We start from the raw sequence: 25,013 nt of genomic DNA, 5'->3' as shown, positions 1-25,013 counted from the left end.
AAAACAATGGATGTGACGCTTTTCTATTGATGGGATCAGGCTTGAGCGACAGATCGTTGACCGGCACGCCTAAGCAAACAAAGTGAACCGATCCAGCGAAAGAACAAACATGCAAAAAGAGACCGGGCGCAAAACAATGTTTTGCCCCAGTCTCTCCTAGGTTTCCTGCCGATCTTTGCCTGACCCGTGAGAAACAGGTTGATTCGGCCGGGGATAGCTGCGTGTGTACTTCTTGAAATCTTGCTGGACTTGCTCCAAGTGCTGGGGATCTTGCCGCACCTGACGCATCATTTTAGTGAAATCGAACTCAGCTTCGTCAGTCGATTTTTTCTTTCTGAAAGCGAACATGTTCCTCACCTCTTGCCCATTATTATAGTGAGCGCGCCGAAAAAATGCTAGAATTAAGGTGTCTAAATGAGTAAACGTAAGAATAAATTACCAAAGACCTTGGTGGAAAAGATTCTCGATCGGGCCAAGATTCCCTATGAACAACTGGAATTCACGCTAGGCCAGTCCCACGAAGCCGATGAGCAGCAGCTGATTTACAAAACACTGGTGCTCCACGGAGAGAAAACGGGGCCGTTGGTCGGTGTGATCCCGATCAATGCCCACTTGGACGAACGCAAGCTGGCTGCCGCTTCCGGCAATAAACGGGTGCGCATGTTACCGCAAAAAGAACTAGAACAGACAACCGGTTATGTCCACGGGGCCAACACCCCGATCGGGATCCATGAACAGCACCACTTCCCGATTTACATTGATCAAGCGGCGCTGGCGCACCCAACGATGACCGTTTCCGCCGGTAAACTAGGGCGTTCCGTCCAGCTGGCTCCGCAAGATTTGATTGATTTCGTCGAAGCAACCGTCACCGATTTGACGGTTGCTCCTGAATAACCGGCAATTTTCAGCTGACGACTTTGCTCCTGTATATTTTTTTCGACGGCTTGGGCGTGACTGTTCTTTCACGGCTATTATTGCCAACTCCCTGTTCCGCCTGCTTTTTTACGACTGAATGTCCACCACTGAAAAGAGGTTTTGTCCATGTTTCAAGCAACAGATAATCGTTTTGCCACCATCGCTGTGGCCAGTCAACTACCTGATGCCCTGATCGACGCGCTCTGGCTGATTATCGATCACGATCTTCAAGGTGTTTTCCCGCTGAAAAATCTGCTCCAATTTTCCATTGCCGCAAATGACCAGAACAACGTCCAAATCAGCTTCGACTCTGAAACCACTGGCGACCAAATTGCGATCGATACCCAGGCCGCCTATCACACCAGTTACCCTGAAACGGTGCTGGCCTACGATGATGGCCACTCCCAAACGATTCTGTTGCCCTCCGATGTTGACCAGGACTGACGTATGGAGTGAATGCGTTGGGACACACCAACAAGTGTGAAGCAGGAATCCGTCAATCCGTGTTCCGCAACCAGGTCAGAGCCTAGATGCTTAAACCCGTTCAATCAATGAATGACCAGACAGATAAATCGAGGTTGGCCGTGATCGCCAATTCCAATCAGCAATGAGGTTAATTGGTGGATATATCCGAACCACCGCCTAAATCAAAAAAGAAGAAGCTTACCCAATGTCTGATTAGGTAAGCTTCTTTTTGTCGTTGGCGCGCTAAGCCTCAGCGGATTTAGCCAAAAGTATACAGAATAATACGCATATAATTAATCTCGGCCCTAAATAACGCGAGGGCTTAAACGCCATCTGGAAGCATTTTGTATTATACAACGATTAATATGCGGGATGCAATGAATATTATCAGATACTTAAAGTTGGCCAATTGAAAAGTGTCGGCAGATCTGCTGCGCAGCGATGGTTGGCGCTAAGCCTGTGTTGTCCAGCACCAAGCAGTTTACTTGGGGAAACAAGCGCGCCAACTCTCCTGGCTGACTGGTCAAGCGATATTGGGTCACACTTTCGCGCAAATCTTGCTCCGACGCAGCCAAATCCCGCTTAGAAGGCTTGGCCGCCAGCCGATGCTCGCTGCGATTACGCTGGAGCCGGACCAACAAGTCTGCCTGTAACTCCACGAAATAAACCGGCTCGGCGGCAGTCAAGAAAATCGAGCTGATTTCTTGTAGGAAATCCAAATCAGCCTGACTATTGAAATCGATCATCACCGTGAAAATAATGGTGTCAACTGGATTGGCCGCTGGATCGGCGACAAAAGCTCGAAAGAGTGCCTTCCGCGTTTGATCCGACAACTGGAAAGTGCGCCGATCATAACCCAGGTAATTGGCGAAAAGATCAAGTGTTTGGTGATTGAACAACAGACGGCCATTTAGCGCCGGCGCCAAGGCCTCGCCAACCGTCATTTTTCCGACCGCTTGGGCGCCAATTAGAACAACTAAACTCATCAATTTCCCTCCTAGATGTGAAAGATAACGAGATATCGCTAGTCAGAATTGCTAAAAATCAAAACTATAGACGTTAAAACAATTTGTCTAAAACTATTAGACTTTAAACTTATTGATCTCATTCTTTATTTTTGAAAAATCAATTGTTTTTCTGTTTTATTCATGCCATCATCATACCTGCAATCTAATACTATTTTACCCGTTGATTCATCATAACTAGCTACATTTACCTTTAAAAAGAAGGTTTTAGGATGACTATCAACATAGCCGGTGACCGTTTGCTCTGCCCCATTAATGGTCAATGAAATAGAGCTCTCACCGTCAATACCAGCTTTCTTGATTGGTTTACTTGTGGACGTTAGCGAATCGCTTTCATAAAGAGTTTCGGATTCATTCAAATAATTTCTGGATATTATTAGGGGAACTTCTATCGTCCCTTCATTATTTTCAATAAAAATACCTGTTTTTTCTTTATTTTTCAAAGAAAATAATGTCCCAAGTAGAATCAAGACTGTACAGGAAAGAATAATTACCAATACTTTCCGTTTTGATTTTTGAATAGCTCTCAGTAGATTCAAAAAGTTGAATCTACCGTCCCCCCTTCTAATTCAAGCAGGTTTTATCCCGAATGATTCATACTTTTTCTAACGGACTCTGATTTTCAAAATTCCGTCAGCATATCGCGATAATTTGAACAAGAATTCATTTTTTAAAGTAAAAAGTCTGGCAAATCGTGGCGCCATCCCGATGTTTACTCAGTTTTAGGCAACCGTGTCCCTGGTGCACCATTTTATTTAATCATAACTCGCCACACATCGTGGCAATGGGTGTTGTTGGCTTTTTTTGAAACATGCGCGTCTTCCATCGTCAAGTATTGCTTGGAAACGCGGAAAATTGCGGAAGTCCACCAGCGCTTTAACGAGGACCAGTCCACAGCCATTTGAACGATGATCACCTGTGTTTGAAAACGTCAAACTTGAGTTGGATTTCTTTCTTTCGTGTCAATCAGCAATTGAAGGAATCCCTTTTCAGTGGTTGCTTGTGTGGCTAACCGGCCTAGATTGAGTTTCTTTTTTCACCCATTGGATATAAAGCGGACAAGGAAAAAATATTGTTAGCTCGGTGTTCGTAGTTGGTTGCCACTGTTGTGTAGATTATTCAGGTCTAAAAATATGGTGAAAATAGATGAGCCCCCTTTGAACGAGTTGGCCGCACGTCAACCTATTCCCCTTGCTAACAAAACCGTGACTGCAGGTCGGTCACGGTTGGCTTAAAACTAGTTTAACAAAATTTCATGTCCCTAATCAATTTGGCGGATTGTCCACGGATGACGGCGCGCGGTGGTTTCTGAATCACCTGCCGGCGTTGGTTTTACCGATTGGTCCGGCTTTTTAACTTGCTGGCGGTGTGTCGGCTGTTTCCGCGGCTGAGCCACGGACCGTGATTGGGTGGTAAATGAGGATTGTTGCGGCGTTGATGGACTCACGTTCCGGACTTTGACTGGTTGTTTCTGGGCATGACGCGGTTGTTCCGGCTGAGTGCGCTGGGCGTTCTTAGCGGACCGTTGCGCTTTCTTTGCTTGTGAGACCGCCACTGTGTCAGGGGTTGCCTTCTGCTGACCCTGATTCTTGGCTTTTTCGGTCTGAGTCGAGGCGGACAAGCCCTTTGCTTTAGCTACCGTTTGCGCCTTGGTTCCTGATTTTCGCGCAGTTACCTGAGGCGAGGATTGTCCCGCTTGACGCGCTGGCCGCTTGGCTGGATTTTGACCTGACGGCGTTGCGACCTGGCGGGGAGCCGGTTGGCCAACTTTTTTAGTCGCAGGCTTGCTGGCCAAGCGAGCGCGCCGTTGAGTTGCTGGTGAAGGTTGCTTGGTGGCGCTGGTACGCGACGCGCCTGGTCGGGGCGCTTGTGTCTTAGTCTCCTGCTGAAGTGGTTGTTGCCCTGTTGTCTGGCCAGACTTAGCGGGAGCCGGTTTGTGAGGCTGTGCTTTGATGGCAGGTTGACCCTTGACGGCAGGTCGAACCTTAGCTGCTGGTTGAGCATTGGCCTGGTTGACGACCGCCTTGCCAGTCACTTTTGCTTTTGAGTTGCGGTTGTTAGCTGTCTGGCGAGCAGATGTTGATTTGGCGCCAGGCGCGGCCGCCTTACTCGCTTGATGCTGCTTCAAGTTGGTGATTGAGGCGTCGGTTGATTTGGCCGTTGACGCTGGCGCCGCCGAGCGTTGGCGTTTGCGGGCTTGTTTGACGGATGGTTGCTGTTTGGGTGGGACTGCTTGGGTCGGCCGCGCTGGCCCAGAAGTTACCGTTTGTTGCGAGGTCATCTTGATATGGATCAATTGTTCTTGCGTGGAAACGGCTGGCGTAATCGGACGAATCGTCCACCGATGCGGCTGAATCTGCTTCGTCACAGCGGATTTGACTGACGTGGTTGCCGGTTTTCGTGGTTGGGATTTAGGCTTGCTACGGCGATTAGGCTGGCTGCCCGCCGCTGTTGACCGAACTTGGGATTGGCTTGGTAACTGATCCTGCAACGGTGTGGCGGCGGACTGGCCACGTTTTGCTGCTGGCTGGCCACCGGATTGAGCACCGCCTTGTTGCACCGCACGCTTGTGGGGCTGACCCTGTCCTTGTTTGCTACCGGTTGGTTTCGGCTGTTTGGTCATTTGGGTCTCGGCCCCGGACCTAACTTGCTTCTGGGCGGCCTGGCCTGATTTAGTTTTTGCCTGAGCTGAACTGGCTTTAGCGCCTAATTTCCGCCCTGTCCTGGCTGTCGTTTTTGCTCGCGGCTGGGAATTGCTCTCGTTGGCCACGTCGTGGAGCTGACCGGTCTTGGTTTGATCTGCTTTCACTGCTTGCTTCCTCATTTTCTCGTTGGTCTGCTTCTTGTTGGCCTGTTTCTTATTAGCCTGTTTCGGGTTAGCCTGTTTGTTGTTGGTTTGTTTCTCATTGGTCTTTTTCTTGATCAAAATCGTTGATGTCGGCGGCGTCGCTGTGTGTCGCTTCTGGCGCTGCCGGTGTTTGCGCTGCCGCTGCTTACTGGTCGGTAATGGTGGCGCAACGGGTGCGGTTTTGGCCGGAGTGTCTGTCTGCGCAAGCGAGGTGGCCACTGTTGCTTGCGGCTGAAGTTGCGCAGCTGATGCTTGACGCTTAGGGTGATTCCGACCGCCCCGTTTATGCCGGCGTTTACGCGCTGTTGGGTTTGGTTGAGCGGTAAGCTTTGATGCCAAACTTGACGTGGTTGCCGCCGTGGCCGATGCTGAGTCCGCCAACTTGCTTGGCTGCGATTGCGCTTCCGGAACCAGCGCGGCCCTGGCTGTCCACTTTTTTCCGGTTGGTTGAGTCTGAGTCGTTGACATTGCGGTCGCTTTCGTCTTTTTTGCGCCCGTGACTTTCCGATTAGCCGTTGCTTGGGACCGCGCCCGCTTGCCGGTTGATGTGGCGCTGGTTGGCGCGCCCACTGGTTTACGACCAACTTTTTGATTCGCCTGGCCGTTTGCGTCTGTGGTCTTGGCGGTGAGCTTGGCTGTGTTTTTGCGAGCGGCACGGTGACGTTTCCGCCGCGGCTTAGCTGACTGGCTCCCGTTCTCGCCGAAAACGTCCTGTGGCAGCGTGACCGTTTGGCGCAGATTCTTATGCAACGCCGTGTAGGCCCCTTTTTTCTGCGTCTCATAAAAATTATTGATCGCGTTCGCCACGAAATCGGCGGCCTGGATTCCATAATTAAGTTGGGACTCGTAATAACTGATCGTCACGGTTAGATCAGGACGCTGCATCTCAAAGTTGAAATGGATCCGCAAATGATCCGCCAAGGAATTCTGACTACCATCTTTCAAGGCCCGTTGATCCAATTGGGTCAAGAGCTCAGTGATCCGCGGTTGTGTCGCAACGATTTGATCCAGCAACAACTGGACCCAGTAATCGTAAGAACTGTTTTTGCTGGCGAAATCGGTCACCGGTAAATGCCGCTTATCCAAAATCAACGCATAGATTTGGATTTCTGGCGTGAGTACCTGCCGTAACATGGTTGCTCGCTCTTTTTGGTTCAGCGCCGCGGCCTTGACCTCGTTGTTGGGCCATTTTTTCGTTGGGCTGCTACGACGAAAGCGCTCGGCCGCGTTCTTTTGACGGCGGCGCAAGCCTTTCATCGCCTCGGTCGTGCCAACAACGGCGGCCAAGGTAAAATAACGGCCCTGATCTTGGCCCAGATTGCCGGACTCATCGATGTATACCGTTAAAGTTTCTGTTGTCATGATGTTCATCTCACTCAATTCATCTCATTAGTTGTGCTGTTCAGTTGTGGCGTTCAGATGTGCCGTTGGTTGTCCCCTGCCCTGTCAGTTCGCGGTTAGCAAGTCAAAATCATGCCGGCAGGAGTCAGCTTGATTCCCGGGGCTTAGCCAATCCTGGCAAGCGGCGATTTTGACCGCGGGCACCCGGTGTACGATCAAATCGCGCCGCCAAATTACGCCGGCAATATATCGGGGTCAGGTTAAAACAGCGCCGGCAAATCGCGCGATCATCCCCACTGATCAGGGAACAAACGCTGATTCCTGGAAAGTTCGTCAGGGCGCAAACGATCCATCAACGAAATCATGTGACGGAATCCCGCCAGCATCGCTCAGACCAGTCAGCTTGACCCGCTTCAGGTTCAGTTGCTCAAGCTAGGCGCCGCTATTGGGAACCTGGCTAGCTTAATTTAGTTTCTAATAATATGATACCCCAAGTTCAGGTAAAAAGGAATTTTTACTGGTAAACAACGCCGGTAAACAAGCTAGCCACCAGATTGAGCGCGGTGAGAAGAGCGCCAGTTGGTTTCAGGAAAGTCATGCGTTTTTGAAGTCGCAGGACGATGGTTTAAGCCGCTAGCGCCCTATTTCTCACTTGTCAGAATGAACAGAACACTTGGACTCTTAAATCACTCAGGAGATCAAGAGGCACAACACCAGACACTAGCGCGAATCGCTTTTTCTGGATTCGGCGCGCCCTATCTGTTTTCGGTGGGCTTGCGCGCCACGATCATAAACCGATCTTCGAAAGTTGAGACGCTCCCATGCGCTTCGATCAGCTGACTAAGTTGCTTCAGTCGAGGCAGGCAAGTCGCTACCGAGAAATTTGGAAATTCCCAAGGAATCACGGTGGCATAATAGACGATCGCGCCCACATCGAAGAAACTCATTTTGCTATAGGCCGAATTCTGTTGCTCAATCTGCAGACCGGCTTGCTGCAAGCGCGCGCAGGCGTCGATCAGGGTATTGTCGGGATACGCCGGGCTGTAATTGGGGTCGAGGAAGCGCGACAAGGCGAAATTATTGGTCGCGCCCACCTGCTGGGTAATGAAAATCCCACCGGCGCGTAACTTGTGGGCCGTTTCCCGGACTGGCAACGCCCCATGACTGTTGGTGATGATATCAAAGTAATCAGCTGGCACCTGGGCCAAGTCTTCGTTTGGATCGGGAATCACGGTCACACCGGAAGTGGCATATTTCGCGCGCAAGAGCTGTAAATTTGGCCCCCAGCCTTCCGTAACCACCGTCTTATTCGTGGGATGCCCAAAGCTGTCCATTAGTTCACCGCCTCCAGTATCAACATCAAGCCACATCAGCTCATCCTTAAGATTAGCCTTGACCACAGCCTGATAATCCCAAGGTAAAGGCTCATTTGTCCAGCGGCCGTCAAGATGGCTGAAATCCCACCCGTGCATCGCTAACTGACTTTCCGCCTGCCATTGTTCAACTTGATCCATTTGCTGATCCTCCGTGTTCTGGTGATTTTGTTTTGATAGACCCTGGTCAAAATAGTAATCCTTTTCCATCATTGCCACAATGGTACAATGATCGCCATCCGTGGACCGCACCTTTAAAAATCCTTGAACGTGATTTAGTAGAGACCTCTGTGACTGCACTTCAGGCATTATAGCGAGTGTGCTACTTACCCTAGTTTGTCCGAGTCGTACAAAAAGCAACCAAAAAGAAAACCCCGCAATGCCTTTATATCAGCATTTCCGGGGTCCATCAACAAGCAATGAAGTACTATGAAAGGAGAGTACAGGAATTGAACCTGCGCGCCGTGTTACCGGTTCGCCGGATTTCGAGTCCGGTGCATTACCACTCTGCCAACTCTCCACAACTCAATTAGTATACCAAAGAGTTGCCGCTAAATTCAAGTCAGTTTTTTAAAAAAATCCTTCGGCGGCAATTTCTGAAAAAGTCCACGCAGGCTGAAACGTCATTGTGGTAATCCCTGGACCCCGCGCCAAAAATCAAGCGCACCTTCATTATCTCATTGATTCTACTGAGCTTCCTGCGCTTCCTGCTCCCGCAACCAAGAGGGAATGATGACCTGAGCCTTCGTTGGCACTTGCGATCGCGCGGGGCGCTGCTGTTGGGCCGCCATTTGGTCGAAATGTTGGCGGAATTTTTTGGCATCCAAGATCACGCTTTGCCAAAAGGAATCTTGCTGCGACCAGGCAATCAGCTGTCGCAATTCTGAAACCGCACGTTGGTCCACCGTCAACATTTGTTGGAAAACTTCGGCCCAGGTACCGAGATCAGGTTGACGTAAGCGCGGCAAATGTTGGCGAATTGCCACTAACAGTTCCTTGGCCAACGCTTGCGCTAAAGGTGAGCTTGGGGCGGTGGCCGTTTGGGGCTGAGCCGCGCCTTGGCGATTGCCGCTAAAGCTGGAAACGGCAAGCACGGCACTGGATTGATCATCAGCAACTTTAGGAACGGATGGGCTGCTTTCGCGAGTACTTTTCTGATACTCTCTTTTGGTCTGGTTTGCTATTTCTTTACTTTGGGGATTGATCACCTGATTTACCTTGTTCTCGTCAGGAGCTAGCACATTGGCAGCCTCCGCCGGCACGTTTCCCGGTAATAAAACCAAGTCGGCTCTCAGCGAATGGTCCATTTTTTGATAGGCGGCCTTGGCATAGCGCGCCTGAATGCCATGGGATGTCAGAATTCTTTGATCTTGCCACAACTGCTGGGCAAAGAAGCCCACCGCCGCGGCGCGTGCCACCGTATGCAAAACCAGCTCCTCGCTGACCCCCGTATCTTCGGCGATCATAAAGCAAACATCCTCATCCCAAGCCAAATAGTAGCCCTCATCTTGATACACATGGGCCAGCACGCAAAGCAGGATCAACGGCGCCTGATCGCCACAACTCCGACGAACTTTACGCACCTTCAAATCTTGCAAGAAATTTACATCTAACGGGAAATAATCGATTCCCTTCTTAATCGGTCGCGCCATGATTCTCCCTGCCTTCTTCGCCAAAACACGGTTCAATTCAGCCCGCGTTCATTATTTTGAAACGTGTGCATCGACCTAGCTCCCTCCGCTTAGCTACACAATGGTTCCGAAAGCACAACCAAGCTTTCATAACCATTGCTAGGCTAATGCTCAGAAGCTATGCAGGTCGATATACACTCTGTTTTTCGAGGAATGGTTCCTCTACTATTAGTAACGTTTGAGCGGCACGTTTCCGGCAATCGAAATTAAATTTAATGCGCGATCAATCCTTGGAGCGTAGCAAATATCGGGTTTCTCAGGCAGATGGGCTAATTTCCCAGAACCCAAACCCACAAAAAACGACCGGTACCATCCTGACTCGTCACCAAAACGTTGATGACGCCAGACGGTACAAGTCGTTGAAATTGTGTTTAATGTTCTCAAATTCTGATGCTCATCCCAGTCACCTGCCAAGTGCTAAGCGCTCCCGCGTGCAGGCGAAGTTTAATCCTCTTCTGTTCCTAAGGCTCGTCCGGCAAAGGCCGCCAGCACCCCACCTAGTAATGGCGCTAGCAGATAAACCCAATAATGAGCCAGAGCAGTACCGCCAGCGAAGATCGCGGGGCCGAAACTCCGCGCAGGATTCAAGGAGCCCCCGGTGACATTTAGCACGGTGATGATCAGCAAGCCCAGCGTCAACCCGATCGCCACTGGCGCCATTTGACCGGCGCTATACTTTTGGCTGGTCACCAATAAGATCACCAAGACGAAAATAAATGTAATCAAAGTCTCGGCAACAAAGGCCGTGGCCGCGTTGACTTTAGGAAAATCGGTCTGCCCCAAGGAATTTCCCGGTTGGCCTAATCCAATCGTCCACCATTTGACAATGCCTGACGCGGCGGTGGCGCCAAGAAACTGCGCGACAATGTAACTACAGCCGTCCTTGATCGATAAGCGCCCATTGACCATCAAGGCCGTGGAAATCGCGGGATTGAAATTCCCGCCGGAAATCGCGCCAACGGAATAGGCCATCACCGTCACCGTCAGCCCAAACGCCAACCCAATCGTCAAAGCATCGCCTTTCGCTAGAACCACCGAACCAGTTCCGACGAAGACCAGCATAAACGTCCCAATAAACTCTGCCAAATATTTCTTCATGATCAACACCCTCTTCGTTTAGATAGCTATATTATACTGTATCCGAAGCCAGAGTGACCAGAAAACGCTTGGAAAAATCATTTCTATTTTCTTATTCGAATGATAAATAGTTTTTGCCAACCAATTAGCACCTGTGACGCTGACCAAACGTCCAAGAATCGGTCAAACCAACTTGATCAATCTGATCAAGCCGGCTTGCGTGCACCGGTCAAGCTAACATCAGTTCCGCAAAGCAAGCAATCAAAGCTTGAACCGCGGCGGTTTGAGAGCGGTCCTTCAATGTCACCGCATAATTCTGCGTGCTCATTTGCGGGGCGTTGACTTGCAGGCGTTGCAACTGGTTAGTGGCGAAGTAAGGCTGACACAATGGTTCTGGGAGCACGGTCAAGCCTAGCCCGCCACAGGCCGCGTTGATCAACACTTCGGTATTGACGCTTTCAATCATGGGTGTGACGGCTAAATGTGCCTGCCACATCAGCGCGTCGAAGCTATCCCGCAGTGAACTGCCCCGCTCGCGCAACAATAAGGGCACCTGCACCAGTTCGGCCGGTGTCCAAGAAGTTTCCCGCCAAAAGGTTGCCTGTGGGCTGGCCACACAGAATAAGCGGTATTTTGACAAGGGCTGGCGCACAATGGCGGCGTTCGTCCGGAAGCCCTCGATCAAAGCGACGTCGATCTCGCCGTTGAGTAGTCGCTGCTGAATCTGATCCACGTTTTCCGCGTATATTTTCACAGGGGTGTGGGGATATTGGAGCTGGAAGTTTTGCAGCGCTGGTGTCAGGGCTTGCGTGCCAATGGTCAAGCTCAGCCCCAAGGCGATCGGCGCTTGTTGGTGGCGTGTTTGCTTGAAATCAGCCAAGTCTTGATGCGCCTGAACCAACTGTTGGGCTTGCTGGCGGAAGGCTTGGCCGTCGCGATTTAAGACCAGTTGACCCCGAACGCGATCAAACAAGTTCAACCCCAGTTCCTGCTCCAACTGACTGATTGTCTTGGAGACGGCCGGTTGCGACAGATAATAGCGGTGTCCCGTTTGGGTTACGGATTTGGTTTCGCACACACTGAGAAAAAGACGCAATTGACGCAAATTCATTAACGCACCTCATAACTTTTTTGATATGACCGAATGACTAAAGATGTATTTTTGGTTATCATTTCCACCTGCTACACTGGACTTAAGGAGTGATCAGATGTCAAAAAATTGGCTTTTATTCAAAACTTATTTACTGGCGGGGAGCCTGACTTTTTCAGGTGGGATGGCGATGCTGCCCTTGGTCGAACGAGAATTATGCACGAAACATTCGGTCATCAGTCGCGCGACCTTGCTAGAATACAGCACCCTGGCTCAAACCTTTCCTGGTGTGATCGCGCTGACCAACGCCTGTTTCGTCGGCCGCAAGATCAACGGCCGCCGCGGCATGCTAGCAGCGGGTCTGGGCGCGGTTCTACCCGCTTATGTGCTGATGTCAGCGGCAACCATCCTTTATCAAGTCTTGCCTAACTCCGGACCGGTCATGACCGCCTTGGCCGGCATCCGAGCCACCTCCGCCTCGTTTCTCTTCGTGGCCGCCTTTGATCTGGCCCGGCATAATTTGACCGACCGGTACTCTTGGTTGCTGGCCATTGCGGCATTTTCCCTGACGATCACCAACTTGGTGGGCGCCCCACTCTTGATTCTAGGCGCGCTAGCTTGCGGGCTGCTCCAAGCCGGACGGCAACAACAGGAGGCCAAGTAAATGCTGACACGGTTGTGGTGGACGTTTCTGAAAATCGGCTGGCTTGGCTTTGGCGGCGGTTATGCCATGTTATCCCTACTGCTCAACGAAATGCGCCAGTTAGGGCTCAGTATGGCGCAATATGCCGATTTGAACGCGCTGGATCTCCTGATTCCCGGCCCGATTGCCATCAATTCCGCCACTTATTTGGGGCAGATTACCGCCGGCTTTCCGGGCGCCTTGGTCGCAACCTTGGCGGTTTGTGTCCCCTCAATGGTGCTGGTGCCACTCTTCATGCGCCGTGAAGCGCTGATCCGCCGCAACCCTTATTTGGCACAAATGCTGACAGCGGTCAAAAAAGTTTCCGTCGGTTTGATTTTCGCGGTGGCCTTCTCCCTATTACTCAGTACCACCATGGGGATCGACGACCTCAGCCAATGGCGGCAACTCCATCTGGATCCCTTGAATCTATTGATCATGGCAGCCGCCCTGTGGCTCAACGCCCACTACAAAATCAATCCAATTTGGTTAACGCTGGGAGCAGGTGTCGTGGGTTGGCTCAGCTATTATTGGTGATTTGCGACTCAGCAACCGCGGCGGCGCTAAATGCGATCGGGAAAATCCAGCAAGGTGCCCGCCTGAATTTTGGCCAGCAGCGCCGCCTTATCCCGTTGACTGACCAGCAGTAATGGCGTTTGCGGCGCGTAACGGTGGGCCAATTCAGGAATTGCCTGACGATTGCGTTGAGGAAAGCCCCAAACAAACTTGATAAAATCCCAATATTCTCGGTCCAGGTGCTCGGAGAAATCCGGCGCCATGTCAGCGCGCTGTTCGTGCTGAACCCGCGTCTGATAGGAACGCGCCAAGACTCGCTGCACGGCGACCGCCCGCGGGACCTGCAACCAGACGATCACATCCGCGTGGCGCATCCGTGTGCCCATGGTGGCGCGATAATTGCCATCAATGATCCAGTGATGAGGATGAGTCAACATGAACTCATTTTGCTGAAAATCGAAGTGCTTCTTCGCGACCATCGAATAGTCCGTTTGATGCCAATAGTAATCTAGATTCATTAAGGGCCAGCCAGTCGCGCGCTGAATTTGGCGCGCCAAGGTCGACTTCCCACTGCCAGGTGACCCGATCAACATTAGTTTCATTCATTTCTCCTCATTTTTCTGTACCCAGATGGGCCAGGAAATCCCATGACACTCAGCTATTTTCAAGCTTGTTTCTACTAATTTGCAAGAAAAAAGCCGCAGACAACTGCAGCTTTCTTGTTGAGGACGTTTTCACTACGATCAATCGTTTCGTGAAAAGATCCGTAAAATTGACAAGAACAAGTTGATGAAGTCCAGATAAAGTTCCAAGGCACCGTAAATCGCCAAGTTCTCCACAGGAATACTGCCCGTTTCGGTGGCGTTCTGGTACATCAAGGTTAGTTTCTGGTTGTCCCAAGCCGTCAAAATAATGAAAACAATCAAGGTGGCGTAAGACAAGACGAATTCCATTTGTGATGAGCCTAAGAAAATATTGATCACCGTCGCCGCCAAGACCCCGATCAGACCCATGAAGGCAATCCGCCCCATTTTGTGTAACGGTTTGGTGGTCAAACGACCGTACAGGGACATGGTGATGAAGACCACCAAGGCAGTCAAGAAGGCCGCCGTGATCGCGCCAAGGTCATAAACCCACGGAATGATCGTAAAGGTCAGGCCTTGCAAAACCGAGTAAAGGACAAAATAGGCCATGGTCTGCGCCTTGGATTTCAGTGCCGCGCGGCTTAAGGAAATCACCATCAACAACTCGCCGGCGAAAACCACCCACATCAGCCAACTATAATTATTTAAAATCGTGATGACGGTGCTTTTAAAGAACATATTTAAGACGAACGCCACGCCTGCAGTCACGCCGACGCCCAGTGCCATATAACCATAAACTTGATTGAAGAAACGTTTCAGACCATCGTCTTTCACGATTTCAGGTTGTTGCATACCATTACCTCCAACATTAAATAAAAAATTCCAAATAAAAACGGTTGCTTACATTATAACATAGCCACCGTCAAAGTAATCAGTCTTTAGTGCCAACGACTTCAGCAAATTGCCCCGCGTTGCGCCAGCAAAGGGGCCGTCAACGAGCTCACGACCCTGTCGTCAGCAACTCAACTTGATCCAAGTAAGCCTCCAGCGTGATCTGCTTGGTCATGATCTGCTGCGCAACCGTCGCGCCGAGATAACGAATATGCCAAGGTTCGTATTGATAACCGGTCTCCGCTTCCTTACCTTGTGGAAAACGAATAATGAACCCGAATTCCGCACAATGCTGGGCCAGCCATTGACCAGCTGGGGTCTGACCATACTGATCATCAATTTCGCCTACATCATAAGCCAAGCCAGTCTGGTGCTCGGAGAAACCTGGCCGCGACGAATAGCGGTCCGCCGCCGCAACACCATCTCGCTGGACATAATCCTGATAGAGTTGCTGTTGCGTGGCATAACTTCGGTACCCAGATAATTGCGGCATTGGATATCCAGCTTTTCGCGCGGCATCTTGCAAATGCAACAAAGCCTGCTCTGCAGTAGCGTTGGGACCACCAAAGGTTTCCGGAACCGGATGCGTCTTATTGACCAATAAAATATCGCGATAGTAGCTGGCCTTGACTGAACCAGACTTAGGCAGTTGATAAGGCTTGACACGCCGAAGCTTCACGGGTGCTTGAACTTCAACGCGATGAGCGACCTGCTTGTCGACCCCATTTTTACTGATGACAAAGGTCAATTCTTGCCGACCGGGTCGCTTCGTATTCAACTTTGACGCCTGTTTCAAATGAGCCCCTGGTGTCATTTTATTAATCAAATCAGCACTGGTCATCTTGGCGCCATAAGGGACGGTCTCGCGTGCAGAAAACTGAATGTCCAAGGACGCGAAAACTTGATGTTGCTGATGATCGTGTAACAAAAGCCCAATCCCCAGCAACACGAAGAGCCCGAGCAAAACCGTGCAGAATGAAACAATCAATTTATTTTGTCGATACCTTGAATGCACTGATCTTCGCCTCCGCTTGCGACAAGTCATGTCCAGAATGTTATGACACTTATTATAACTTGCCAAGCGTATGGTGACAACCGACTCTGGTCACCACAAGGAAAATATTTCCATCAAAAGCAATGACCTTTTCAAATTTGTTCATCTTTTTCTAAAAGCGCATACATTTTGTTGAGATAAGTGTTATACTAGAATGAAAATTACTTTTTGTGTAAGTGAGTGCAAATCAAATGTCAACCTTCTTTAAGAAAAATAGTTATCTCATTTTCGTACTAACAATCCTGCTTTGCCTGGTCGGTGGCTACTTCGTCAACCATCAGGCTGAGGAGACGCCATTAGTCACCGTTTCTAGCCACCAGCACCAACTCGTTCGCCATGAAAAAAATGAAAACAAGTTAACAAGCTTTGAACGATTCCTGGAAAAACAACTATCACTTCATTTCACAGTCAAGCAAATGCGTGATGCTGCCCATTGGGTCGTTGGTCTTAGTTTGGCCATTCTATTGTTGGAGCCCTTGCTGGTTTGGCTACTCTATCGGCACAAACCGGCACCGAGTTTGGCGAAGATTCGCCAGGCCCGCTTACAACGTCAACCCTACGCCCTGGATCGTGATACCGACCGTAGCTTTAAGCCTTGGTCTTAAGACTAGGTCCGTGATCAAGCTGTCATTGGCCAAGAAAGTTGGCACTATTTAGCGGCTTTTAGAAATTTTTCTGAAAACAAATAGACGTGCGTCTGATTTTAATCAGATTCACGTCTATTTTTGGCGTTGATCAGCCTGATCTAACATTAAACCTGTGGTAAATTGGCCAAGTTGAACCGATCTAGCTACCCTCGTATTGCAACAAAGTGAATAAATCGTAATCTTTGATCTTCTCGCGGCCTTTTAAGTCAACCAATTCGATCAGGAAAGCTGTCCCTACAACGATTCCACCTAAACGCTCAACCAAATCGATGGTCGCCTTGATGGTCCCACCGGTCGCCAGTAAGTCGTCTACGACCAGCACTTTTTGGCCTGGTTTCACGGCGTCTTTGTGCATGAACAACTCGGCTTGCCCGTATTCCAAATCATAGGTCACCGAAATGGTTTCCCGGGGCAATTTACCTTTCTTCCGAGCTGGCGCAAAGCCGATACCCAGGCGATCCGCGACTGGGCACCCCACGATAAAGCCCCGTGCTTCAGGACCACAAATCATTTCTGCACCGTGTTCTTTCGCAAAAGCGGTAATTTTAGCTGTGGCAGCCGCATAAGCAGGGCCATTTTCCATCAGTGGTGAAATATCGCGAAAGATGATTCCTGGCTCCGGAAAGTCTGGAACTGAGGCAATATAATCGTGAAAATCGATTTCTTTCTCTGTCATGTTCTACATCCTTATCTATCTGTACTTTTTGAAAAACGTGCTCACCAGGTCAGGCTTGTTTAAGAAATCGGGCTACTTGTTGTAAACTGCCTAACGCCAATTGCTGATAAGCCTGTTGCATTGCTTGTTGTTGCCTGAAGGTCGCCGAAGCGGTCAACGGTTGTTTGACCGCTTGTCGGTTTGCCACCAAGCGATCCTTATCCATTTTAACAAAATTCAGCTCAGAAAACACCCTAATTCCAAAATCTAGTTGCGCCGGTGTTAAACGGCAGTGTTTGGCGAATTGGGGTAGTTGTTGCTGCTCGATTGCGGGCTGTTGATAGATTTCCTTCAACAAGGCGCGCAGCTGGGGAATCTGTAATTTCAACTGTTCGCGGCGTTTGGGTGCCGTGTAGAACAGCAGATATAGCCGCGGCGTTTGCAAAATCTGCAAATAGGCTTGTAGTTGGCTGACTTGCCGGGGCAAATCGATGAAAACCGTCGCCGCGGTAGGCGTGGTCAGTTGGTCTGGATGAGAAATGAAATTGACCTGCTGATAACGTTGGCCAAGACGCTGACTAAGCCGGCCGTCGAAGCAAATATAGGTCCAAGGGTGCTGAAGCATCTGTGCCCCTAATTGTAAGCGGCGACAATCGACAACTTCAAACTGTTGCTGCGGCCATTGCCAGCGGTCCGTCTGGTACTTGGCCAAAGCGTCGGTCTGACCGGGCGTTTTGGCGCTAGTGGCTGCTGGGGACTCACTGGTGCGACTTGACATGGCTGAAGGCTCTGCCGATCTGGTGGTGGTCGGTGTTGGCGTTGTTGGATTCGCCGGCTGAGGTGAGTCTTGCGGCTGAACTGACGCTGGTTTTGGCGCTGGTTTTGGCGCTGGCGCCGGGGTCAGGAACTGAACCCCATTGATCATGATTTGAACTTTGGTTTGACCTTGCCACGTATTCGTACCCAATGAACCGAGCAGCGCGACCTGACTACCTGCCTGGCGTAAACGGGGCGCTAAGTTGCCTGCGCGAAAAGCCAACGCCTCAATCTGCGGTGTCAAGATACCTTTCAAGGTTTGTTGATCCTTACCGATTGCCTGCCATTGTTGCCAAGGTAATTGATCAAACATGAAATTGGGTTCCGGATTTTTTTCACCAAAGGGACCGAGGATGGTTGCCAGTTGGTCAATCAGTTCTGGTGTTAAGCTGGCCGCCTCGGTGGGGGTCAAGGCATAATCAGCTGACAAGCCGCTCGTGGCCGTAATGGCCGTTGTCTGCGACTGGGCAGCGCTTTGCAAATGCTCCCGTAATCCAGCGATTTCCGTCGCAGCGAGCGATAAGCCCACCGCCCCGGCATGTCCTCCAAACTTCTGAAAATGGGTTTGGTAGTCAGCCAAGGCCTGAAACAGGTCGAACTCCCCCACTGACCGACCCGAACCTTTGGCCACGCCGGTTTCTCCGGCGATGCTTAAAACCAGAGTGGGACACTGGTACTGATCGACCAACCGACTGGCGACGATTCCCAAGACCCCCTCGGCCCAATCTGAGCCGGCGACAACGATTGCCTTAGGTGTTGGCTCATTGGCCAATTGCGCCTGGGCCTGAGCCAGAACCTCCGTCACAAGATCTTGGCGTTGCCGATTCGTTTGTTCAACATCTTGGGCGATTTTAGCAGCTTCTTGATCATCGAACGTTGTTAATAAGGCGACGGCTGGTCGTGCGCTCCCCACGCGCCCCAGTGAATTCAGCCGCGGAACGATTCCGAAGGCAATCTGACGAGCGTCGATCTGGGTCAGATCGATCTTGGCAAGTTCCGCCAAAGCGGTCAGTCCTAATCGTGGATCCGCTTGGATCTGTTTGATCCCTGCGGCCACCAATAGACGATTATCCGCGACCAACGGCATGACATCACCAATAGTGCCGATCGTAGCCAGATCCAGCAACTCTACTGGCATATCCCCTAATAGACCCCAAGCCAAATAAAAAGCGACCCCAGCACCAGCAAAATAACCAAAGTCACAGGTTGACTGCGGATGTCGCGGATGCACAATGGCATAGGCCTCTGGCAGTTGAGCCGGCAAATCATGGTGATCCGTAATGATCACGTCCATACCATGAGCTTGCGCATAAGCCACTTCATCAAGACCCGTAATACCATTGTCCACGGTAATCAATAACTTGGTTCCTTGAGCAACCAGCTCCTGATAACGCGCCAGATTAGGGCCATAGCCATCGCTGAAGCGACTGGGCACATAATAGTCCACATCCACGCCCAACGCGCTAAACGTGTCGACAAGGATGGCCACACTGGTAACCCCATCCGCGTCGTAATCTCCGTAAACCGTGATTTTCTCGTTATTATCCAGTGCCTGCTCGATCCGCACCACCGCCCGGTCCAAGTCATGAAAATGATCTGGTGTGGTCAATTGACTCAGATCCACGTTCAAAAACGCCCGAATCCCAGCCGCATCGGTTAGACCCCGACTCATTATGATTGCCACGATCAAAGGCGGTAAGTTTAAGGCTGCTGCTAAATTGGCCACCTCAGCTTGATCCAGTTTTTTTGGTGCTGTCCACTTATCTTGCAAAAAATCAAACCCCATCACTTTCGACATTTTTCCAGCGCACCGTTACCGCGGCTTCGCTCGGACCCATTCCCTGCTGACCAGCCGATGGATGTCCGGCTAGAAAACCAGCCAGCCAAAGTCTCTGAGCACAAACTTAACGGTCATTCTTAGCGCTATTCTTCTGAACATCCGGCTAGAATATCCAGTTCGCTCACCCCAACGCTATCCTAGTGGGCGAAGACTTGCATGGCTGTTTTAGTTGCGGCCTTTACACTCTGCAACGCGCCTTGGACCGCCCAACGATTAGCGCCGCCATCCGCGCAGGTAATCAAGGTGACGATCTTCTCCCCAGCGCGATCATCAATGACCGTGACCGCTTCAGGCTTGATCACCGCTTTGCTGGTGATCTTATAAGTGTAGACATTCTCCAGATCGGTCAAATAAATCAACTGACCCACTTGCGTTTGGGCGATCGGCGAGAAGAGAATACCTTTATTCGTCATATAGTGACCAGCCAAGGCGTAATTGCCCTGCCCCATCTCCTGATCCGCCTTCATCGTCCCCGCGCCAGAGGATAGCGCGGTGTCACTAAGCCCCTTGAAAATCGGCAAGTACAAATTCACGCTGGGAATCGCGATTTTGCCCAAGGCGCCAACGGGGTCGGGATCGATCGCCGCTTTGGCCACTTGAGTCGTATCAATGCTTTTCACCTTGGAGAAATCGAACTCACCCTTAACATTCTTGGCTTGCTTGATCGATTTCTTGGTCACTTGTTCCGTGCGATTATTGGACATCCATTTGATGGCCTGGTCTTTGATCTGTTGGTTAAAAATCAGCGTCAAGGACACCAGCAACAACAAAATCAGACCAACAACTTTAAATTTCTTTTTCACTGGTTGGACCCCCCACCTGTCAAAAAACTTGGACCCTACTTACCTTTGATATCGTCATCATTAAGCTGCAAGATCGTCATAAAGGCTTCCTGCGGCACTTCCACATTCCCAATCGCCTTCATCCGTTTCTTACCGGCTTTTTGCTTCTCTAACAATTTCCGCTTCCGCGTGATGTCACCACCGTAACATTTCGCCAAAACGTTCTTCCGATAGGCCTTGATCGTCGCGCGGGCAATGATTTTATTGCCAATGGCCGCTTGGATTGGCACCTCGAATTGTTGCCGCGGAATCACCTCTTTGAGCCGGGTGACGATCAAACGGCCCCGTTCGAAGGCGAAATCACGGTGAACAATGAAGCTTAACGCGTCGACGCCTTCGCCATTCAAGAGGATGTCCATTTTGACCAGATCACTGGCGCGATAGCCACTGATTTCATAATCCAGCGAGGCGTAACCCTTGGTGTTGGACTTCAGGTCATCAAAGAAATCGTAAATGATCTCGGAAAGTGGCATTTGATAGATGACATTGACCCGATATGTGTCCAAGTAGTCCATCGTGACAAATTCGCCACGCTTACGCTGACAGAGTTCCATCACCGCGCCAACATATTCGTTGGGCACCATGATTTCCGCCTTCACATAAGGTTCGCGCACTTCCTTGATTTCAGAAACTTCTGGCAACGCTGCCGGGTTGTCGATCACCTGCTCGGTCCCATCCGTCAACACCACATGGTAATCCACAGAAGGCGCGGTCATGATCAAATCCAAATTGAATTCCCGCTCCAACCGCTCCTGAACCACATCCATGTGCAGCAAGCCTAAGAAGCCACAGCGAAAACCGAACCCTAACGCTTGTGACGTTTCAGGCTCGAAATCCAAGGCGGCATCATTCAAGCGCAACTTTTCCAAGGCTTCGCGGAGATCGTTGTATTTGGCGTTATCCACTGGATACATCCCCGAATACACCATCGGTTGGATCTTGCGGTAGCCTGGCAATGCCTTGGCCGCCGGTCGCGCCGCGGAGGTGATCGTATCACCCACATCAGTTTCCTGAACAGATTTGATCGCGGCGGTCAAATAACCCACATCCCCCGCCAACAGCACATCGCGTTGGACGGCTTTCGGTGACATCACGCCAACCTCGGTCACCTCATACTCATGGCCATGGCTCATCAGCTTGATTTTGTCACCGGGCTTGACGGTGCCATCAACCACCCGCACACTCAGCACCACGCCCCGATAACTGTCATAGACAGAATCGAAGATCAGGGCCTTCAGTGGCGCTTCCGGATCACCAGTCGGCGCTGGAATATCGGTCACGATCCGCTCCAACAATTCGGGAATCCCAGTACCAACTTTCGCGCTGGTCAAAACCGCCTCGCTGGCATCGATCCCGATCATGTCCTCGATTTCTTCTTTGACCCGATCAGGATCGGCAGAAGGCAAATCGATCTTATTGATGACCGGTAAAATCTCCAGATCGTTATCCAGCGCCAAATAAACGTTGGCCAAGGTTTGGGCTTCCACACCTTGCGCAGCGTCAACCACCAGAACCGCCCCTTCACAGGCCGCCAGCGACCGGGAAACCTCATAGGAGAAATCCACGTGTCCTGGCGTATCGATCAAGTGGAAAATATACGTTTGACCATCTTGCGCCTGATAATGGAGTTCCACGGCGTTGAGCTTGATGGTAATGCCCCGCTCCCGTTCTAGGTCCATATTGTCTAGGAGTTGAGCCTGCATTTCCCGCGGCGCCACCGTATCCGTCAGCTCAAGGATTCGATCCGCAATCGTTGATTTACCATGATCGATATGAGCTACAATCGAAAAATTGCGGATATGCTTTTGTCGTTCTAACATTTCTTCTCGTGTCATTTTCTTCGCACCTAACTCGTTTCTTCTCAGTAAATTATAACAAAAATTGCCCGCGAGTGCGACTAGTCGTCACTCACTACTTGCCTGCTTGCTGTTTGAAGCTTCATTTGGTCATGTCAAGTATCATGTCCGCGGCTTGCGCTGCGAAATTCGGGGTGAGCTCGCTGTGGGCGCTGTTTTGAGCCAATCCGCAAAGTGCGCGGCTTGTCTCAAAATCAGGCCTTGTCCTAAGCGGCAGAGCCGCCAAGGACAATCTCACGGCGATCTCACCCCGAATTTCTCCGCTCCAGCTGCTCAACGTTATAACAGCCGTTTGAGCGCTCACGCCATCTGGCGAGCTATCGCCAATTGATGGGGAATCACGCACTTGACGACCATGGCTAGTGGTTACCAGTTTTGAATTGGTGACACCAGTACAATTTGCCTGATGAACTGAGGCAAGTTCTGGATGAATCGGCTAATTCGGTCGGTTTCCTACCAACGATTGTTGACGGAACTGGTAAAGATTTCTAGCCTACGCAAGCTGTACCAACCAGCTATAATCCGCATCAGTTGCTGTTGCCGTACCACCAAAAAAGGGGCGATCGTTTTGACAGCTTGCTTGCAAAAGCACTTCGTCAGATTCCCCACTTCGATTGCAGATAGGCTCAATTCTGTTCAGCAACCGGCTGGGACTGCGCGGCTCAGTGGTGAAATTGTCCTTGGCGGCTTTGCCGCTTAGGACAAGGCTCGATTTGAAGACAATTCCCGCTTTTGGAATTGGCTTCAAACGATGCCCACCACGTTCCAGTCCGCAACAGCAGTCCCAGCCGGTTGCGTCCCCGCCCAAACCAACGTCACCAACTAAACTCCAACCAAAAAAAGCGGGACACTGGCCCGGGGATCAGCTTGTTAATGGACAAGTTGCCTCTGGACGCCATTGCGACCCACTTGTTTTTGATTTTATGATTGGTATTAGCCCTTGGCCTTGGCGTTCGCGCTAGAATACTGGCTGGCTGAGAACTTGCCAAGTAGCATAGCTAGTATCGGCTGGCGTAAACTTTTGGCCATTTTGTAAATAGTCTTTGGCTTTTAAAACCAATGGTGACGCATTTGCTAAGTTCAAAGCGGCCAAGTTGACCCGCACGGCTCCCAAAGAATCCTGTCCGATAAACTGATCGACCTTCGCCGCGACTTGACCGGTCACTTCATTGATCCGATAAAAGACACAAATGTGCTGATTCCAGTGAAAATCTTGATAGTCCCAAGGATATTTGAAGGAAGTCACGCCCAGTTGGTTCAGACTCAAGGGCTGGAGCGCCGTTTCTTCAGTGATCTCGCGGAGAATCGCGTGGTCCAATGACTCGCCATCTTCCAGACTACCACCGGGGAGATCAAAACGGTTGATGTAAGGTCCCCCATTTTTCTTGATCACGACCAGCGACGTTTGATCGCCAATGATGCCATAAACACCAAACGCAAGATGATAATTTACTGCCATGATCAACAGCCGCCTCCTACTTATTTTTCAAGGAAGCTTATGGAGCTTGAGCTAGACAGCTCGCTTCACTCAATGATGGTTCGTCGATTTGACCAACGCCGACCGCGCCAAATGTTATTGAAACTTCTCTTTAAAGCGGCTGAAAAAATCGCCTTTTTGCGGATCGATCTTGTCACCACTGGCAATCACGAAATCTTTCAACGCGTTCTTCTGCTTGTCATTCAAGCGTTTCGGGGTCACCACGTTAAGGGTGACGGTTTCATCGCCGTTGGTCTTGCTGTGCAAACGTGGCGCGCCCTTGCCTTTCAACCGGAATTTCGTGCCGGATTGGGTTCCTGCTGGCACCTTCAGCTTGACGGGTCCGTGAACCGTGTCCACCTCGAGTTCATCGCCTAAAGCCGCCTGGGGAAAACTGATCGGAATCGTCACGAAGATCTCCGCGCCGTCACGTTCAAATTTATCACTTGGCGCCACGCGGAAGACAATGTAAAGATCGCCATAAGGGCCACCGTTCTCGCCAGCCTCACCTTGACCTTCCAAGCGCATTTGTTGGCCGTCCTCGATGCCGGCGGGAATCGTGACTTTGACCTGATGACTTTGTTTCTCTTTGCCGGTGCCGTGACAAGTTGGGCAAGGGTTCTCAACGATCTTACCTTTGCCGCCGCAACGATCACAGTTGACCCGTGTCCGAATGCGACCCAGCGGTGATTGCTGCTCAACTTCCATAAAGCCAGTGCCATGACACTTGGGACAAGTGATCGGCTGAGTACCAGGCTTAGCGCCACTCCCGTTACAGGTGTGACAATTGGCCTCACGATTATAGCTAATATCCGTTTCTTTGCCAAAAATCGCTTCTTCAAATTTCAGATCCATCCGATATTGCAAATCGGCGCCTTGACGCGGAGCGGTGGCGCTATTGGCGCGGGAGCCGCCGCCACCGAAGAACTGACTGAAGATGTCCCCGAAATCACCAAAGCCGCCGCTAGCTTGGCCATAACCGCCACCACCGAAAGGATTGCCGCCGCCTTGAAATGCCCCATCCATCCCGGCTTTACCGTATTGATCGTAGGCCGACCGCTGTTGGGGATCGGAAAGGGTTTCATAGGCCTCATTGATTTTTTTAAACTTCGCTTCGGCATCTGGAGCCTTGTTGATATCGGGATGATACTTTTTGGATAATTGTCGATAAGCTTTTTTGATATCTGCGTCGGATGCGTCTTTCTGCAAACCAAGAACATCATAAAAGTCCTGATCGTCTGCCATTATTTTCCTCCTTATCGACCATTCGTCGAATTAATACACATCAAAAATTGTAGCATAAACAAGAGAGCGCGACAAGCAGCTTG

The 25,013-nt window shown here is 50.6% G+C and carries 24 protein-coding genes and 1 tRNA gene; 5 read left to right on the top strand and 20 right to left on the bottom strand.

All coding sequences use genetic code 11. The features are described 5' to 3' along the window. Positions 1-156 precede the first annotated feature (156 nt). Positions 157-348, bottom strand: coding sequence for a hypothetical protein (locus tag ACYVSB_RS02160; protein WP_125596102.1), 192 nt, complete (start codon positions 346-348; stop codon positions 157-159). A 66-nt stretch (positions 349-414) separates the two neighbouring features. Between ACYVSB_RS02160 and ACYVSB_RS02155 the strand changes: the two genes are divergently transcribed. Both ACYVSB_RS02155 and ACYVSB_RS02150 read left to right on the top strand, forming a co-directional pair. Then, positions 415-894 (top strand): aminoacyl-tRNA deacylase, encoded by a 480-nt coding sequence (locus tag ACYVSB_RS02155; protein ID WP_125596104.1) that lies wholly within the window; start codon positions 415-417, stop codon positions 892-894. A 147-nt stretch (positions 895-1,041) separates the two neighbouring features. Then, positions 1,042-1,359 (top strand): DUF960 domain-containing protein, encoded by a 318-nt coding sequence (locus ACYVSB_RS02150; RefSeq protein ID WP_461218254.1) that lies wholly within the window; start codon positions 1,042-1,044, stop codon positions 1,357-1,359. A 416-nt stretch (positions 1,360-1,775) separates the two neighbouring features. Here the strand turns inward: ACYVSB_RS02150 and ACYVSB_RS02145 are convergent, their stop codons facing one another. From ACYVSB_RS02145 to ACYVSB_RS02110, 8 genes are all read right to left on the bottom strand, one after another. Continuing rightward, positions 1,776-2,366 (bottom strand): DEAD/DEAH box helicase family protein, encoded by a 591-nt coding sequence (locus ACYVSB_RS02145; RefSeq protein ID WP_461218253.1) that lies wholly within the window; start codon positions 2,364-2,366, stop codon positions 1,776-1,778. Between the two features lie 125 nt (positions 2,367-2,491). Further along, the gene (locus tag ACYVSB_RS02140) at positions 2,492-2,848 is read right to left on the bottom strand and encodes a hypothetical protein (protein WP_461218252.1); all 357 of its coding nucleotides are present in this window, start codon (positions 2,846-2,848) and stop codon (positions 2,492-2,494) included. Between the two features lie 818 nt (positions 2,849-3,666). Then, positions 3,667-6,615: a DUF3800 domain-containing protein gene (locus ACYVSB_RS02135; RefSeq protein WP_461218251.1), complete on the bottom strand. Its 2,949-nt coding sequence runs from the start codon at positions 6,613-6,615 to the stop codon at positions 3,667-3,669. A gap of 734 nt (positions 6,616-7,349) precedes the next feature. Beyond that, on the bottom strand, positions 7,350-8,108 hold the full coding sequence (locus ACYVSB_RS02130) for an SAM-dependent methyltransferase (protein WP_461218250.1): 759 nt from the start codon (positions 8,106-8,108) through the stop codon (positions 7,350-7,352). Between the two features lie 293 nt (positions 8,109-8,401). Next, positions 8,402-8,487 (bottom strand) — tRNA-Ser (locus tag ACYVSB_RS02125). Positions 8,488-8,653: 166 nt separating this feature from the next. After that, a complete protein-coding gene (locus tag ACYVSB_RS02120) occupies positions 8,654-9,619 on the bottom strand; it encodes a DUF4373 domain-containing protein (protein ID WP_461218249.1) in 966 nt (321 codons plus the stop codon). 483 nt (positions 9,620-10,102) lie between these two features. Then, the gene (locus ACYVSB_RS02115; RefSeq protein ID WP_461218248.1) at positions 10,103-10,756 is read right to left on the bottom strand and encodes an MIP/aquaporin family protein; all 654 of its coding nucleotides are present in this window, start codon (positions 10,754-10,756) and stop codon (positions 10,103-10,105) included. Positions 10,757-10,964: 208 nt separating this feature from the next. Further along, complete coding sequence (locus tag ACYVSB_RS02110) at positions 10,965-11,846, bottom strand: LysR family transcriptional regulator (RefSeq protein ID WP_125596130.1); 882 nt, start codon at positions 11,844-11,846, stop codon at positions 10,965-10,967. 97 nt (positions 11,847-11,943) lie between these two features. Here ACYVSB_RS02110 and ACYVSB_RS02105 point away from each other — a divergent pair, with 97 nt between their 5' ends. Continuing rightward, positions 11,944-12,489 carry a chromate transporter gene (locus tag ACYVSB_RS02105; RefSeq protein WP_461218247.1) on the top strand — a complete coding sequence of 182 codons (546 nt, stop codon included), beginning with the start codon at positions 11,944-11,946 and terminating at the stop codon, positions 12,487-12,489. Beyond that, positions 12,490-13,044, top strand: coding sequence for a chromate transporter (locus ACYVSB_RS02100; protein WP_461218246.1), 555 nt, complete (start codon positions 12,490-12,492; stop codon positions 13,042-13,044). A 26-nt stretch (positions 13,045-13,070) separates the two neighbouring features. Here ACYVSB_RS02100 and ACYVSB_RS02095 read toward each other — a convergent pair whose 3' ends face one another. The 3 genes from ACYVSB_RS02095 to ACYVSB_RS02085 all read right to left on the bottom strand — a co-directional run bounded on the left by ACYVSB_RS02095 (position 13,071) and on the right by ACYVSB_RS02085 (position 15,513). Then, the gene (locus ACYVSB_RS02095) at positions 13,071-13,625 is read right to left on the bottom strand and encodes a P-loop NTPase family protein (protein ID WP_461218245.1); all 555 of its coding nucleotides are present in this window, start codon (positions 13,623-13,625) and stop codon (positions 13,071-13,073) included. Positions 13,626-13,766: 141 nt separating this feature from the next. Then, positions 13,767-14,459: a Bax inhibitor-1/YccA family protein gene (locus tag ACYVSB_RS02090; protein WP_461218244.1), complete on the bottom strand. Its 693-nt coding sequence runs from the start codon at positions 14,457-14,459 to the stop codon at positions 13,767-13,769. Between the two features lie 148 nt (positions 14,460-14,607). Beyond that, entirely contained in the window at positions 14,608-15,513 is a 906-nt protein-coding gene (locus ACYVSB_RS02085; RefSeq protein ID WP_461218243.1) for a M15 family metallopeptidase, read from the bottom strand. A 230-nt stretch (positions 15,514-15,743) separates the two neighbouring features. On the opposite strand from ACYVSB_RS02085, the gene ACYVSB_RS02080 reads away from it, so the two are divergent. After that, entirely contained in the window at positions 15,744-16,157 is a 414-nt protein-coding gene (locus ACYVSB_RS02080) for a hypothetical protein (RefSeq protein ID WP_461218242.1), read from the top strand. Positions 16,158-16,338: 181 nt separating this feature from the next. Here ACYVSB_RS02080 and ACYVSB_RS02075 read toward each other — a convergent pair whose 3' ends face one another. The 8 genes from ACYVSB_RS02075 to dnaJ all read right to left on the bottom strand — a co-directional run bounded on the left by ACYVSB_RS02075 (position 16,339) and on the right by dnaJ (position 24,930). Continuing rightward, entirely contained in the window at positions 16,339-16,875 is a 537-nt protein-coding gene (locus ACYVSB_RS02075) for an adenine phosphoribosyltransferase (protein WP_125596152.1), read from the bottom strand. A 49-nt stretch (positions 16,876-16,924) separates the two neighbouring features. Next, positions 16,925-19,456, bottom strand: a complete 2,532-nt coding sequence (gene recJ / locus ACYVSB_RS02070) for a single-stranded-DNA-specific exonuclease RecJ (RefSeq protein WP_461218496.1) — start codon at positions 19,454-19,456, stop codon at positions 16,925-16,927. A gap of 191 nt (positions 19,457-19,647) precedes the next feature. After that, complete coding sequence (locus tag ACYVSB_RS02065; protein WP_461218241.1) at positions 19,648-20,313, bottom strand: class A sortase; 666 nt, start codon at positions 20,311-20,313, stop codon at positions 19,648-19,650. Positions 20,314-20,348: 35 nt separating this feature from the next. Next, positions 20,349-22,187 carry a translation elongation factor 4 gene (lepA, locus tag ACYVSB_RS02060; RefSeq protein ID WP_461218240.1) on the bottom strand — a complete coding sequence of 613 codons (1,839 nt, stop codon included), beginning with the start codon at positions 22,185-22,187 and terminating at the stop codon, positions 20,349-20,351. A 103-nt stretch (positions 22,188-22,290) separates the two neighbouring features. Then, the gene (locus ACYVSB_RS02055) at positions 22,291-22,554 is read right to left on the bottom strand and encodes a hypothetical protein (protein WP_461218239.1); all 264 of its coding nucleotides are present in this window, start codon (positions 22,552-22,554) and stop codon (positions 22,291-22,293) included. 147 nt (positions 22,555-22,701) lie between these two features. After that, a complete protein-coding gene (locus ACYVSB_RS02050) occupies positions 22,702-22,956 on the bottom strand; it encodes a hypothetical protein (RefSeq protein ID WP_461218238.1) in 255 nt (84 codons plus the stop codon). A 210-nt stretch (positions 22,957-23,166) separates the two neighbouring features. Beyond that, positions 23,167-23,667, bottom strand: coding sequence for an NUDIX hydrolase (locus tag ACYVSB_RS02045; RefSeq protein ID WP_461218237.1), 501 nt, complete (start codon positions 23,665-23,667; stop codon positions 23,167-23,169). 114 nt (positions 23,668-23,781) lie between these two features. After that, positions 23,782-24,930 carry a molecular chaperone DnaJ gene (dnaJ, locus tag ACYVSB_RS02040; protein ID WP_461218236.1) on the bottom strand — a complete coding sequence of 383 codons (1,149 nt, stop codon included), beginning with the start codon at positions 24,928-24,930 and terminating at the stop codon, positions 23,782-23,784. Positions 24,931-25,013: the final 83 nt, after the last annotated feature.

It is taken from the genome of Lapidilactobacillus salsurivasis (assembly GCF_054785215.1).
The sequence above is the reverse complement of the archived record's forward strand: the minus strand, read 5'-3'. Positions and strand labels throughout refer to the sequence as shown.